Origin of the sequence: Mycobacterium shottsii, assembly GCF_010728525.1 — a bacterium.
GTDB lineage: Bacteria > Actinomycetota > Actinomycetes > Mycobacteriales > Mycobacteriaceae > Mycobacterium > Mycobacterium marinum.
Genome location: NZ_AP022572.1, coordinates 2,776,807 through 2,790,504, shown reverse-complemented (window position 1 = coordinate 2,790,504; position 13,698 = coordinate 2,776,807). Strand labels below are relative to the sequence as shown.

The 13,698-nt window shown below is 65.0% G+C and carries 11 protein-coding genes and 4 pseudogenes; 12 read left to right on the top strand and 3 right to left on the bottom strand.

Going from position 1 to position 13,698, the window contains the following annotated elements; all coding sequences use genetic code 11:
• The first annotated feature begins 34 nt into the window (after window positions 1-34).
• The 3 genes and pseudogenes from G6N41_RS13105 (at window position 35) to G6N41_RS29565 (ending at window position 1,428) form a co-directional block, all read left to right on the top strand.
• Complete coding sequence (locus G6N41_RS13105) at window positions 35-340, top strand: WXG100 family type VII secretion target (RefSeq protein ID WP_198967569.1); 306 nt, start codon at window positions 35-37, stop codon at window positions 338-340.
• A gap of 117 nt (window positions 341-457) precedes the next feature.
• Window positions 458-742: pseudogene (locus G6N41_RS13100) on the top strand (WXG100 family type VII secretion target).
• 236 nt (window positions 743-978) lie between these two features.
• Entirely contained in the window at window positions 979-1,428 is a 450-nt protein-coding gene (locus G6N41_RS29565; RefSeq protein WP_259594168.1) for a PE family protein, read from the top strand.
• Here the strand turns inward: G6N41_RS29565 and G6N41_RS13090 are convergent.
• A pseudogene (locus tag G6N41_RS13090) lies at window positions 1,425-2,298 on the bottom strand (IS5 family transposase). The gene G6N41_RS29565 and the pseudogene G6N41_RS13090 overlap by 4 nt on opposite strands.
• 46 nt (window positions 2,299-2,344) lie before the next feature.
• On the opposite strand from G6N41_RS13090, the pseudogene G6N41_RS30325 reads away from it, so the two are divergent.
• From G6N41_RS30325 to G6N41_RS13070, 3 genes and pseudogenes are all read left to right on the top strand, one after another.
• A pseudogene (locus G6N41_RS30325) lies at window positions 2,345-3,445 on the top strand (PE family protein); the annotation flags it as partial.
• Window positions 3,442-4,119, top strand: a complete 678-nt coding sequence (locus G6N41_RS13075) for a relaxase domain-containing protein (RefSeq protein WP_198967566.1) — start codon at window positions 3,442-3,444, stop codon at window positions 4,117-4,119. The pseudogene G6N41_RS30325 and the gene G6N41_RS13075, both read left to right, overlap by 4 nt.
• A 482-nt stretch (window positions 4,120-4,601) precedes the next feature.
• Window positions 4,602-5,477, top strand: a complete 876-nt coding sequence (locus G6N41_RS13070) for an IS5 family transposase (RefSeq protein ID WP_407663813.1) — start codon at window positions 4,602-4,604, stop codon at window positions 5,475-5,477.
• Here the strand turns inward: G6N41_RS13070 and eccB are convergent.
• Window positions 5,474-6,628 (bottom strand): type VII secretion protein EccB, encoded by a 1,155-nt coding sequence (eccB, locus tag G6N41_RS13065; RefSeq protein WP_269469286.1) that lies wholly within the window; start codon window positions 6,626-6,628, stop codon window positions 5,474-5,476. The genes G6N41_RS13070 and eccB overlap by 4 nt on opposite strands.
• A 113-nt stretch (window positions 6,629-6,741) precedes the next feature.
• Between eccB and G6N41_RS13060 the strand changes: the two genes are divergently transcribed.
• Entirely contained in the window at window positions 6,742-7,545 is an 804-nt protein-coding gene (locus tag G6N41_RS13060; RefSeq protein WP_198967565.1) for a cutinase family protein, read from the top strand.
• Window positions 7,546-7,576: 31 nt separating this feature from the next.
• A complete protein-coding gene (locus tag G6N41_RS13055; protein WP_012392984.1) occupies window positions 7,577-8,272 on the top strand; it encodes a cutinase family protein in 696 nt (231 codons plus the stop codon).
• Window positions 8,273-8,308: 36 nt separating this feature from the next.
• On the opposite strand, the pseudogene G6N41_RS30005 reads toward G6N41_RS13055, so the two are convergent.
• Window positions 8,309-8,449: pseudogene (locus G6N41_RS30005) on the bottom strand (3-deoxy-7-phosphoheptulonate synthase); the annotation flags it as partial.
• A 421-nt stretch (window positions 8,450-8,870) separates the two neighbouring features.
• On the opposite strand from G6N41_RS30005, the gene G6N41_RS13045 reads away from it, so the two are divergent.
• The 4 genes from G6N41_RS13045 (at window position 8,871) to G6N41_RS13030 (ending at window position 13,436) form a co-directional block, all read left to right on the top strand.
• Window positions 8,871-9,038, top strand: a complete 168-nt coding sequence (locus tag G6N41_RS13045) for a hypothetical protein (protein ID WP_020731982.1) — start codon at window positions 8,871-8,873, stop codon at window positions 9,036-9,038.
• Between the two features lie 212 nt (window positions 9,039-9,250).
• Entirely contained in the window at window positions 9,251-10,909 is a 1,659-nt protein-coding gene (locus tag G6N41_RS13040; RefSeq protein ID WP_020731981.1) for a purine-cytosine permease family protein, read from the top strand.
• Window positions 10,910-11,079: 170 nt separating this feature from the next.
• Window positions 11,080-12,228 (top strand): PPE family protein, encoded by a 1,149-nt coding sequence (locus tag G6N41_RS13035; protein ID WP_269469284.1) that lies wholly within the window; start codon window positions 11,080-11,082, stop codon window positions 12,226-12,228.
• A 65-nt stretch (window positions 12,229-12,293) separates the two neighbouring features.
• Entirely contained in the window at window positions 12,294-13,436 is a 1,143-nt protein-coding gene (locus tag G6N41_RS13030) for a PPE family protein (RefSeq protein WP_020731979.1), read from the top strand.
• Window positions 13,437-13,698: the final 262 nt, after the last annotated feature.

The window sequence follows — 13,698 nt, the reverse complement described above, 5'->3', positions numbered from 1 at the left end:
AAATCATGGTGTTTATTATTAATGGAGTTAGGTAATGGTTGAGCGTTTTATGACTGACCCGCACGCAATGCGGGACATGGCAGGCCGGTTCGCAAACCATGCACAAGTAGTCGAAGACGAAGCCCGCAAGATGATGTGGGCATCCACCCAAAACATTGCCGGTGCCGGGTGGAGTGGTCTGGCATCGACGACCTCGATGGACAGCATGGCGCAGATGAATACCGGGTTCCGCAACATCGTGAACATGCTCCACGGAGTCCGTGACGGCCTGGTCCGTGACGCGAACCACTACGAACAACAAGAACAAACCTCCCGGACGATCCTGGGCAGCGACACATAAATACCGCGCAACCGTCGGGCCTCGGGGTGTGAACCCGGGGTTTATTCATCACTATTTCCCCGCAGGGCTTCATACACCCACCACGATTGTGTTCAGTAATTAGGGAAAAGGGTTTCCATGACAATTAGTTACCAGTTCGGCCAAGTCGACGCTCACGGCGCAGTCATCCGAGCCCAAGCCGCAGCACTTGAAGCCCACCAGCAAGTAATCGTCAGCGATGTCCTACGCGCCGGCGACTTCTGAGGCGGCGCCGGATCAACCGCCTGCCAAGAATTCATCACCCAACTCGGCCGCAACTTCCAAATGATCTACGAACAAGCGAACACCCACGGCGCCAAAGTCCAAGCCGCGGGAAACAACATGGCCACCACCGACACATCAATCGGATCCAGCTGGGCCTAACCCCCCGGAACCGCACCACCGCAGGGTGTGAACCGCCACCCACCCGGCGCCCACACCACACCCGGCGGTGCGTGCCCCCACCCGCCACCCGGCCCAGTCACAGATGCAGTAACTAGTAGTCAAAACCCAAGAAAACCAAGGCAGTACCCGGCTCAGACGCGAACCCACGACGCCGCGAGCCCACCTTCGACGAGTAAACCATCAAATACCGAGTTCATAGTTTGGGGAGTGTTGTTGTGCCCGTAGACGTTGTCCCACAAGAGGTAATCCTCGCTGCTGGCGATCTAGCCGGTATCGGCTCCACCATCAGTGCAGCCAACAACGCAGCCGCCCCACCCACCACCGTGCTCGCACCCGCCGCCGCTGATGAGGTATCAGCCCAACTCGCAGCTGTATTCAGTGACTACGCCCGGCAATTCCAAGCCCTCAGCGCTCGAGCAGAACAGTTCCACGACCAATTCGTGCATACCCTACGCGCAGCCGGCTACACCTACGAAGACGCGGAATACACCAATGTCTCGCAATGGATCTCGGGAGAGTTCTCCAAACTAGTTCAATTCATCCTCAACCTGATCAACGCGCCCTCGGAATTACTGTTCGGTCGGATGATGATCGGCAACGGCGCAGACGCCACCGAAGCCGGAACCGCCGGCCAAGCCGGCGGCTGGCTAGGTCCTGTCTGCTAATTGCGGACGCGGTGGTAGGTGATGATGGCGGCCAGGGTGGCACCGCTGAGGTAGGTCAGGGCGTATTTGTCGTAGCAGGTGGCGACCGCGCGCCAGTGTTTGAGCCGGTTGAAGCTTCGCTCGACGGTGTTGCGGTGCTTGTAGATTCGGCCTGAGAACCCCGGAGGCCGTCCTCTGTTGCGGCCTTTGGCTTTGCGGCGGGTGATCTGGTCGCTGCGCTCGGGGATGGTATGGGCGATCTTGAGCCGGCGCAGCTGTGCCCGCGTCGAGTCATGGGAGTACGCCTTGTCCGCCAGCAGGTGATACGGGGCGTATGAGTTGCTGCACCGGGCGGCCAGCAGTGGCCAAAGCATCGGATTATCACCGGCTTGACCGGCCGACAGTGCCAGGGTGACCGGACTGCACAGCTGGTCGGTCAAGGCGTGGATCTTGGTAGTCAGCCCGCCGCGGGAACGCCCAATGGCGTGGTCATCGGGCTCATCGAGATATTTCTTGTAATTCGACAGATCCCCCTGTGCGGCGCCCGGGGCGCGCTCCGGCTGCGTGTTGGTGGGCGCGCACACTGGTCGAATCGACCGACAACAGTGCGCCCAGGTCGGCGTCCTCGGCGTCGAGGTCAGAGGCGATCGCCGCGAAGATCCGCGCGTAGATGCCATCGACCGACCAGCGTAGATGCCTCTCGGCCACTGATTGCCAGGGACCGAAGTGCTCGGGCAGGTCACACCACGGAGATCCCGTACGGTAACGCCAGATAATGCCCTCCAGAGTATGTCGATGATCGTTCCACGGCCGGCCACGCCGCCGCCCCGCAGGCAACACCGCCACGATCAGCGACCACAAATCATCAGAAATCGCATGCGTCCGCATCACCCAAACAGCATCAGCCAAAACACCATTCACATTAAGCAGACACGCCCTAATCGGCAACGGCGGCAACGGCGCCGCCGGAGCAATCGAACAACACGGCGCCGGTGCTGTCGGTGGCGCCGGCGGCGCCGCCGGACTATTCGGCAACGGCGGCAACGGCGGCAACGGCGGCTGGTCCGGACACGGTGGTGCCGGCGGCCGTGGTGGATGGCTCATCGGCAACGGAGGCGCCGGCGCCAACGGCGGACTATCCGGCAACGGGGCCGCCGGCGGTACCGGCGGATGGCTAGCCGGTAATGGTGGCAACGGCGGTACCGGTGTAATCGGCGGCAACGGCGGAGAGGCGCGAGGACTGTTCGGACACGGCGGCAGCGCCGGCGGCGCCAACGAATATCGCCTATTCGACACAGGTGGCAATGGCGGCCACGGTGGCCGGCTCTACGGCAACGGCGGCGACGGCGGCGGCGCCGGCGACACCGGCCTCTTCGGACACGGCGGCAACGGCGGCAACACCCGAGGACTGTTCGGACACGGCGGCAACGGCGGCATCGGCGGAGACGGAATCGGCGGAGGTTACGGCGGCGACGGCGGTTTCGGCGGGTTTGCCGCTGGTTCCGGTGGCGCCGGCGGCACCGGCGACATCAATGGTGGCGACGGCGGCACCGGCGGCGACGGCGTGGTGACCGGCGGTGCTGGTGGCGCCGGCGGCAACGGCGACATCAATGGTGGCGACGGCGGCAACGGCGGTACCAGTTTCGGGGTCGGCGGTGCTGGCGGCGCCGGCGGCGAAGGCTCAACGGAAGATGGTGGCGCCGGCGGCAACGGCGGCGACGCGTTGATGATCGGCGGTGCTGGTGGCGCCGGCGGCAACGGCGACTTCAATGGTTCTGGCGGCCACGGCGGTACCGGTGGGTTGGTCACTGGTTCCGACGGTGCCGATGGCACCGAAAGCTTCGACGGCGGCAACGGTGGTTCGGGCGGCTTCGCGACCATCGGTGCTGGCGGCGCCGGAGACACCGGCGGTTCGGGCGGCTCTACCGGTGGTGACGACGGCGCAGACGGCTGGGCATTTGCCGGTGCTGGCGGTGCCGGTGGAGACGGCGGTTTCGTAGCGGTATCGACGGGGACGGCGGCACCGGAGGGTATGTGAATGTCGGATCTGGCGGTGATAGTGGTGCCGGCGGAGCCGGCGCCATCGGCTGCCGCAAGCGCCCAGTTCGCGAAATCGTCGGCATACCAGCCGATCTGTGCAAACTTCTATCCGCACGCCGCAACGCAATCAAACCTCGATACGAAGAATTCGTCGCCGACTTTCAACTCGCACATGATCATGAACCAACAACATCCGAACAATTTTCCCTTTCGCAGCGTGCGGCTTTCGACACCCGCGAAGCTAGACCAGAACCAAGCTCGCCAGCCCAACAACGCGCCCACTGGCGCAATCACGCCGCCACATACCTCGGCGGACAAGCCAAGCTGGACGCAATGCTGGCAGACACACTCACAGCACGCGAACGGCCCGGGGTGGAGATCACACCGGATTGGATCCAGTCACAGGCCGCCGCTGTAATCGAAACTATCTCCAAGTCACGCTCGACCTGGGAACGAAACCACGTGTTCGCCGAAGCTCAACGACGTGTGCGCACAGAAGGAGCAGCCCCCGATCCTCGGGTCGCGGTCGCCATCACCGACACCGCACTTCAAGAACCCCACCGCATTCCACGTCCGAGATCAGCGCATGAACGCTTTTACTCAGCGAAAATGTTCGGCCTGCCCAAAGACCCGTACGCGCTTGCCCAGCAGAGTATCTGGCTCTCCAGCTAGAACGACTGCTTGAAGAGCCAGTGTGCGCAGTAATTTACCGGCAAAGCCCCATATTCGTTTCCGTCGTATTCGTCGCGAGGTGGGATCTCTTAGCCGGCTCGGGCCGCGATTTTGAGCAGTCTGGAAGTGGCAGGCGAAGGCCGATCGGCGCATGGGAGGCGACGGCGAAAATGGACTGTTGACACCGAACGCGTACGACCGCAGCAGCCCCTCAACTACGCTAACCGGCAACTGGCTGGCCGAGAGGACCTCGCGATGCGTTTCAATCCACCACCCGACTGGCCGCCGCCGCAGGACGGCTGGGTTCCTAGCCCCGGTTGGACCCCCGATCCCTCCTGGCCTCCGCCCCCGTCGGGGTGGCAGCTGTGGATCGACGACGAAACACTTCCGGCAGGCCACACAGGGGGTGTAGCTGCACCGCCTCCGGGCCGTCTAGGGCGTGTCTGCTTAATGTGAATGGTGTTTTGGCTGATGCTGTTTGGGTGATGCGGACGCATGCGATTTCTGATGATTTGTGGTCGCTGATCGTGGCGGTGTTGCCTGCGGGGCGGCGGCGTGGCCGGCCGTGGAACGATCATCGACATACTCTGGAGGGCATTATCTGGCGTTACCGTACGGGATCTCCGTGGTGTGACCTGCCCGAGCACTTCGGTCCCTGGCAATCGGTGGCCGAGAGGCATCTACGCTGGTCGGTCGATGGCATCTACGCGCGGATCTTCGCGGCGATCGCCTCTGACCTCGACGCCGAGGACGCCGACCTGGGCGCACTGTTGTCGGTCGATTCGACCAGTGTGCGCGCCTACCAACACGCAGCCGGAGCGCGCCCCCGGGCGCCGCACAGGGGGGATCTGTCGAATTACAAGAAATATCTCGATGAGCCCGATGACCACGCCATCGGGCGTTCCCGCGGCGGGCTGACTACCAAGATCCACGCCTTGACCGACCAGCTGTGCAGTCCGGTCACCCTGGCACTGTCGGCCGGTCAAGCCGGTGATAATCCGATGCTTTGGCCATTGCTGGCCGCCCGGTGCAGCAACTCATACGCCCCGTTTCACCTGCTGGCGGACAAGGCGTACTCCCATGACTCGACGCGGGCACAGCTGCGCCGGCTCAAGATCGCCCATACCATCCCCGAGCGCAGCGACCAGATCACCCGCCGCAAAGCCAAAGGCCGCAACAGAGGACGGCCTCCGGGGTTCTCAGGCCGAATCTACAAGCACCGCAACACCGTCGAGCGAAGCTTCAACCGGCTCAAACACTGGCGCGCGGTCGCCACCTGCTACGACAAATACGCCCTGACCTACCTCAGCGGTGCCACCCTGGCCGCCATCATCACCTACCACCGCGTCCGCAATTAGCAGACAGGACCTAGGGGCAGCGCCCTCGCCCCAGCGGGCACGGGCAGACCGTCGCCGGCCAGAAACGCGACTTCGGGGCGACTTGCGTGCCCGCTCACCCAACTCAGGCACAACGTGGTGGCGCCGGCGTCCAACGGTTCGGACATCGTGTCGGGATACCCGGCGACCGGCAACGTCTCCACGATGGGCGCGGCACGGATCACGTCGGGGGCCACCGCGATCGCGTTGGCGGCCCCCTGCGAGTCGCTGAAACGCAGCAAGTCAGCGGCGACCTGACCGATCCGCTGCACGCCCTGCGCCAACACCACGTAGTACGCAGCGCCACCACCCGCTGTGATACTCAGCACAGTGCCGACCGAGAAACCGAGTTTCCCGGCCAGCGCCGGTTCGCCCGCGTGGCCGATCCGCAACGCGCTGATCGGCGGAACTTCCGGCACAGCGCTCAGCAACGACCGCGAGACGCGGTAGGGGGTCCGGCCTTCCAGCCGCAGCGCCCGCCGAACCGCGGGATCGGCGAGATCGACCACGGCCCGATGCCCGTCGTAGAGCAGATACGCCCGCGAACCCGACTCGGTCGCCACCAGAATGGTCTGCTCGGCGACAAGGCGACGAACCGACTGCTGGGCCGGACGCCCCACCAACAGGGTGGTCGCCGCACCACGGTCGGTATCGCAGATCGTCCACGCCGACTCCTGCACCGGCAGCGACTGGCCAACGAACTGAGGTGCCCCCGGGATGCCCAGCAGCGGGCCACGTTTGGCGCGGATCACCTCCGCCTCGCGCACCGGTTTTGGGTTGGCGTCGGTCCCGGCGATCAAACGGGCCGAGGCCAGGTTGAGCACCGGATGCCAGGTATCGCCCACGCGCACATACAGCGCGCCGGATTCGCGGCCCACCACGATCTGGGCATCGCCCAGCCCGGCCTGCGGCCGCAGCAAAGCGCTGATCACACAGCCCACGAGGACGACGACCGAAAGCACGCAGCCCGCCGCCAATGCCACCGCGGATGCCCGCGGGCGCCCGTCGGCCGGGTCCAGACCCCCGCGCAGCAACGCGCACTCGAGGCGCCGGACCAGAAAGCGGTAGGCGCTGACCTGCAGCCACGTCGTCGGCCGGCCAGGCGGCCAGCCCCGAAAATCCCCCGCATCCACACCGCCACGCTAGGCAGGTGAACGCGACATTCTTTGCGGTTCATCCACAGGCCCGGGCCGGGGCCCGATTCGTTCGAGGTTTTACGAAGTCCGATTGCGGGTAAAATTTCGGCGTGAACAAGCACCCATTGGCCGTGCTGGCCGGCGCTCTGGTCACCGCGACCGGCCTGCTGGCCGCCCCCAGCATCACTGGAACCGCCATCCCGTCGGCGTCCGCAGCGGACTGCCCCGACGCCGAAGTCGTGTTCGCACGCGGAACCAGAGAGCCACCCGGCATCGGCCGGGTGGGTGAGGCCTTCGTGGACTCGTTGCGCCAGCAGACCGGCAAGAACATCGGTGTGTACGCGGTGAACTACCCCGCCAGCCGTTTGCAGCTGCACGGCGGCGACGGAGCCAATGACGTGATTTCACACGTCAAATCGATGGCCTCCTCCTGCCCCAACACCAAGATCGTGCTGGGCGGCTATTCACAGGGCGCCGACGTGATCGACATCGTGGCCGGAGTCCCGTTGGCCGGCATCAGCTTTGGCAACGAGCTGCCCGCCCAGTACGCGGACAACATCGCGGCGGTCGCGGTGTTCGGCAACGTGGCCAACCGCTCCGGCGGATTATTGACCACCGAGAGTTCGTTGCTGGGTTCCAAGTCCATCGACCTGTGCAACCCCAGCGACCCGATCTGTCACTCCGGCCCCGGCAACGATTGGAACGGGCACACCGACGGCTACGTCCCCACCTACACCACCCAAGCGGCGAGTTTCGTTGCGGCCAAGCTGGCCGCGTCGTCGATGGCACCGGTGGCCCAGTTGCCTGGGCCCGTGCCGCGGGCGCCCGGCCCCGCTCCGCAGGCCCCCGGACCCGCTACGGCATCGCCCGGAACCCCAGTCGGGGCGACAGGCACCCTCGTCGGCGCTCACTGACCCACTGTCAGCAAGCCCGTAAAATTGCGCCATGTGGCTATTTCCCCTGGACGCACAGAAGTGGGCGCGCTCGGGTCGCGGCCGAACACGACTCGCACGGCGCTGTGCCGGGTTGGTGGCCACCACGATTGCGGCGTGCGCGGTATTGCTCGCGTTTCCATTGGTGCCTAAAGCAGCCGCGGCCTGCCCCGATGTCCAGGTGGTTTTCGCCAGGGGCACCGGCGAACCACCCGGTCTCGGCCGGGTAGGCAACGCCATGGTTGCCTCGCTACGGCAGAAGACCGACCAGAGCATCGGCGCGTACGCGGTGAACTACCCCGCCAACAAGGACTTCCTTGCGGCCGCGGACGGCGCCAACGACGCCAGCGACCACGTCCAGCAGATGACGAATGAATGCCCCAACACCAAACTGGTGCTCGGTGGTTATTCCCAGGGCGCCGCGGTCATCGACATCGTTACCGCCGCCCCCCTTCCCGGCCTTGGCTTCACCCAGCCGCTGCCGGCCCAAGCCGCCCAGCACGTGGCCGCGGTCACCCTGTTCGGGAATCCATCGGGCCGAGCGGGTGGCTTGATGACGGCGCTGAGCCCGCATTTCGGCGGCAAGATCCTCAACCTGTGCAACACCGGCGACCCGATCTGCTCGGACGGCGACCAGTGGAAGGCCCACACCGGCTACGTTCCGGGCCTGACCAACAAAGCCGCCAGTTTCGTCGCGGGCCGGATCTGAATCAGCCCGCAATTGGCCGCGTCCGCCTGGGTGTGGCATTTCGGCAACGAGGAAGGCCAGCTCTAGCGATTGCTGGGTGTTCAACGTTGGGTCGCAGGCCGTCTCGTAGCACCTGGCTGTGGCGTTCTCGCCCGTGATTTCGACGTGGGCAGGCAATTCGCCGGAATGTCCATGAACGAATATTCCTGGGCGCGACAACATGCCCATCGCACCGCGCCGATCTGGGTCGCGGTGGCGTTGGCAAGTACCGGGATGGTCGCGGTCGCGGCGTGGACGACGAGGTTCCTCACATGAAAATGAGCGCGGAGAAGTGGCAGGTGCCTCACCCGTTTTCGTCGAGGTGAATGAAGTTCAGGCACGGCACCAGCCGCCACAACCGGTCGAGTAGCTCCAGCTCTACTGCACCCGTAGCTCGTCGCCCGCGGCATACCTCATGGCTCCTTCGACATTTCCCAGAGCTTACCCCAACCGCAAGTACCCGACGCCGGTCCAGATACAGGAGCTTGCGCGCACATTCAGCGCGCGCAGGGGGTACGTCGCAGTCGGCGAGAAACCGTGGGTTGTGCGCTCGGCGGCCACCCCCGTGGCGGCCTCGCGCATGAGTCGGTTCATGCACGACCCAGATGTGCAGTTCTATCTGACCCTCAACCCGCGCTTAGCCGAGGGCGAAGCGCTGGTGACCTGCGTCCCTCTGGACCTCGCGAACATCGCCGGCGGACTTCTCCGGTTACTGCGTAAGCGGCTAGCCGATTCGGCGCGCTTGTGAGGCGACTGGGCAAGCCCTTGGGCTTGCCTGTACCGGAACGCTTCCGGTGGCAAACCCCTGCGACCAGGGTTACGATCACGCTGAACCTCAACGAGGCGTACCGAACGCGCCAACGAAGGTTCTCTTTGCCGCTGTACACGAAGGCAAGTGCGCGATGCGGGCAGTGGCGATTCTGATGCGCCATTGTCCGGCGATTGCGCCCAGGAGGATCGATGCAGGATACCGACGTATCGCAGGTATCACCCTCAGCCCCTGTGGATCTCGCTGAAGTCACGGCGGCCAAGGAAACCCTCGAGGACTACACGCTGCGGTTTGCGCCGCGCAGCTACCGCCGGTGGTCGCCGGCGGTCGTCGGGATCTCCGCCTTGGGCGGTATCGCCTACCTGGCCGACTTCGCGATCGGCGCCAATATCGGGATCACGTGGGGAACCACCAATGCCCTCTGGGGCATAGCCATCTTCGCCGCGGTGGTCTTCACCACCGGATTGCCACTGGCGTACTACGCGGCCCGCTACAACATCGATTTGGATCTGATCACCCGTGGCAGCGGTTTCGGCTACTACGGGTCGGTGGTGACCAACGTCATCTTTGCCACGTTCACCTTCATCTTCTTTGCACTTGAAGGTTCGATCATGGCCCAGGGCCTGAACCTGGGTCTGCACATCCCGTTGTGGCTGGGGTATGCCTTCTCGACGTTGCTGATCTTTCCGCTGGTGATATATGGCATGAAAGTTCTTTCACAGCTGCAACTTTGGACCACGCCGCTGTGGCTGATCCTGATGGTGGCCCCGTTCGGCTACCTCTTGATCAGCCATCCCGAGTCGGTCGCGCAGTTCTTCGCCTACGCCGGCAAGGACGGTCGCGCCACGGCCAGCATCGGCTCCGCACTGATGGCGGCGGGCGTATGCCTGGCGCTGATCGCTCAAATCGCGGAGCAGATCGACTATTTGCGGTTCATGCCGCCACGGACGCCCAAGAACTCACGTCGGTGGTGGGCCTGGATGCTGCTGGCCGGGCCCGGCTGGGTCATCTTCGGCGCAGCCAAACAGATCATCGGCCTGTTCCTGGCGGTCTATCTGCTCTCCAACGTCGCCGGTGCGGCCGATTTCGCCAATCAGCCGGTCCACCAATTCATGCAGATCTACCGCAACTTCATGCCGGGTTGGCTGGCGCTGACATTGGCGGTGATCTTGGTGGTGCTCAGCCAGGTAAAGATCAACGTGACGAACGCGTATTCGGGTTCGCTGGCCTGGACGAATTCATTCACCCGCGTCACCAAGCACTACCCCGGGCGAGTGATGTTCCTCGGCGTGAATCTCACGATTGCCCTGATCCTGATGGAAGCCAACATGTTTGACTTCCTCAACACAATCCTCGGCTTCTACGCCAACTGCGGCATGGCCTGGGTGGTGACGGTGGCCTCAGACATCGTCTTCAACAAGTTCCTGCTCGGCCTGTCGCCGAAGACACCGGAGTTCCGTCGCGGCATGTTGTATGCCATCAACCCGGTTGGCTTCGGGTCGATGCTGTTGGCAGCGGGCCTTTCGATCGTCGCGTTCTTCGGCGGCCTGGGTGAGACGCTACGCCCGTACTCGCCGTTGGTGGCGATCAGCGTCGCCGTGGTGATGCCACCAATTCTGGCCATTGCCACCAAGGGCAAGTACTACCTGCGACGCACCCACGACGGCATCGAGCTGCCCATGTACGACGAGCACGGCAACCCGTCCGCCGAGCACCTGAATTGCCATGTCTGCCGGCAGAACTTCGAGCGACCCGATATGGCGGCCTGCCAGACCCACGATGCTCACGTTTGTTCGCTGTGCCTGTCCACCGACAAACAGGCCGAACACGTCTTGTCAGCCCATCCCTAACCCGACGATGTGGAGCCACAAGTAAATCGTGCCGAACCTTTGCCTTTGGCGATTGTTTCTATTGGTCATATAATCGGGGCCTTGTTGCTTGCGGGTGATCAATAGTTCCCGTTGATCCGACGCCGGCGATGTCGCAGTAGGCTGCACTCACCGCTGTTGAGGAGGATCTCGTGGTCGTTGACACCTCGCCAGTCGACGCCGGCGGCTACGTGTCCGTCCCCGTGCTCCTCTCTGATTTCGGCTCACTGTCGCCGGAGATCAACTCCGGGCGCATCTACGCCGGTCCGGGATCTGGACCAGTGCTGGCCGCGGCGGGAGCCTGGGATGCGCTGGCCACCGAGTTGGGCGCCACCGCATGCGGATACAGCTGCGTGATCACCCAATTGACGAGCTTGCCGTGGTCGGGGCCCGCCGCCGCGGCCATGCTTACCGCGGTCACGCCGTACGTCTCCTGGTTGACCACGATGGCCACGCGCGCCGAACAGACCGCCATGCAGGCCAGGGCCGCCGCGGCGGCCTATGAGGCGGCCTTCGCGATGACCGTGCCCCCGCCGGCGATTGCAGTCAACCGAGTCCGGTTGCTGGGGCTGATCGCAACCAATTTCTTCGGGCAGAACACGCCGTCGATCGCGGCCACCGAAGCCGAGTACGCCGAGTTCTGGGCGCAAGACGCCACCGCGATGTACTGCTACGCCAGCACCTCGACGTCGTTTCTGGCACTACCCGCCTTCCCCGGGCCACCACGCACTACCGACCCGGCGGGATTGGCCGGACAGGCCGCCGCGACCAGCCAAACCGCGGCGTCGGCGACCTCCTCGTCGGCCATCCAGGCGCTTACCCAAGTCTCGTCGTCGCTAGCCGCGGCCGGGCATTGGCTACCCATCCTCTCGACCGCGGAGTGGAACACCTTGGTCAACACCTGGGGCCTGGCCTATTTCGGCGCGGGAATCTTCCAGTTGGGCACCCTGTTTGCCCAACAACTCTTGCCAGATGCTGCGGCGGCGCCGTCCGCGGCCGCGGCATCGACCGCCGTGGCCGCACAACTGGCAGCACCCGTTGCCGCCACGCCGGTTTGGGCCGTATTCGCGCGGGCGGACACCATCGGACCGATGTCGGTACCGCCAAGTTGGACCACCGCCGCACCGGCACCCACCGCCGGGGGCGCCGTGATCTCTGGCATCGACGTCGCGGCCGGGCGCCCCCAAGCACCCAACGCCCTGCTTCCCAATCTGCGCGACAACAGCCGAGCAACGACCTTCGCTCGGCGCCGATACGGCATCCGCCTGACGGTGATGTTGCGCCCACCGGAAGCCGGATAGGCACCCAAACTTCGAGGAGAAGAGCAGATGGCACAGGCAGCCACACAGGTAGGGAGTTGATAGCAATGGACTTTGGGATACTGCCGCCAGAGATCAACTCCGCTCGCATGTACTCCGGCCCCGGCTCGTCACCCTTGTTGACGGTGGCCTCGGCGTGGAGCGGCCTGGCCGCCGAGTTGAGCGCTACCGCCAACGACTACGAGACCGTGATCTCCGGGCTGCAAAGCCAGGGTTGGGTCGGGCCTTCGTCGGAAGCGATGGCCAACTCCATCTGGCCCTATGTCGCGTGGCTGCGCGCCACCGCCGCCGCGACCGAGCAGTCGGCAAGCAAGGCTCGCATAGCGGCCAGCGCGTACGAAGCCGCCTTCGCCGCAACGGTGCCGCCGCCACAGATCGCCGCCAATCGCGCCGAGCTCACCGGGTTGATCTCAACCAACGTGGTGGGCCAAAACAGCGCCGCGATAGCCGCTGCGGAAGCCCAATACGGCGAGATGTGGTCCCAGGATGCCGCGACCATGTACGCCTATGCCGCCAGCTGCGCAACCGCCACGTCCGTGACACCGTTTGTGTCGCCGCCACAAACCACCAACCCGACCGCGGCGGCCACCCAAGCCGGCACCCTCGCCCGGGCCGCCGCCACCACCGCCGGTACCGCACAAAGCACGTTGTCACGGCTGATCTCGGAGGTACCGGGTGTGCTGCAAGCCCTTACGTCGCCGTTGGCCTCGGCCGCATCGTCGACGGCCGGCCCCATCGAGCGGTTCTTGGAGTGGTACGCGCCGTTCGCGAATTTCTTCTACGACACCCTCGGCCTGCCGTTCTTCGGCGCCGGCATTACCAGTTTCTTCGCGGCAACGGCCAAGACGGCGGGGGCGATTGGCCCCGCGGCCGCCGCACCGGCGGCCACCGTCGCCACCACGGGTGCGGCCAATTCGGTCGGCGCTGGGCCGGTTTCGGCGAGTCTGGCTCAGGCCAGCACGGTCGGCAAGCTGTCGGTACCCCACACCTGGGAAGGGGCCACCCCGGCGACAAGCCCCACCACCGCATCGAAGTTCATCAGCGACGTGATCGAACCGGAAAGCGTGGAGGCGGGCGGCAACATCGTCGGCGGAGTGCCGATGCCCGGTCCAGGCAAAGGTTCGGCGGGTGCGGGTCCCCGCTACGGGGTACGTCTCACCGTCATGCCTCACCCACCGTCGGCGGGCTGAGTTGAGCACAGATCTCAGGCATGGGGCAGCCGCCACCCGAGCGCCGGGTCTGGGTGGTTGCCCCGGCCATTCCACGTCACTGAGCACCCGCGGATTCCGGCCGCCGCCGCCGATCCGACCCTCGCCCACCCATCCAGCACGCCTCGACGTCCCGCAGTCGGCTGATGCCGTGTCCACCATTCGGGGGATAACGCCTCGGTGCAGCACCGCAACGGGGCTCGTACCTATAAACTCGACCGCTCCGCCCCGATCTGATGAGGAC

Bases quoted from the DNA above. Each gene is read 5' to 3' on its own strand.
- G6N41_RS13030 (WP_020731979.1), top strand. From the start codon at position 12,294: ATGGACTTTGGGATACTGCCGCCAGAGATCAACTCCGCTCGCATGTAC.
- G6N41_RS13055 (WP_012392984.1), top strand. From the start codon at position 7,577: ATGTGGCTATTTCCCCTGGACGCACAGAAGTGGGCGCGCTCGGGTCGC.
- G6N41_RS13045 (WP_020731982.1), top strand. From the start codon at position 8,871: ATGAGTCGGTTCATGCACGACCCAGATGTGCAGTTCTATCTGACCCTC.
- G6N41_RS13105 (WP_198967569.1), top strand. From the start codon at position 35: ATGGTTGAGCGTTTTATGACTGACCCGCACGCAATGCGGGACATGGCA.
- G6N41_RS13040 (WP_020731981.1), top strand. From the start codon at position 9,251: ATGCAGGATACCGACGTATCGCAGGTATCACCCTCAGCCCCTGTGGAT.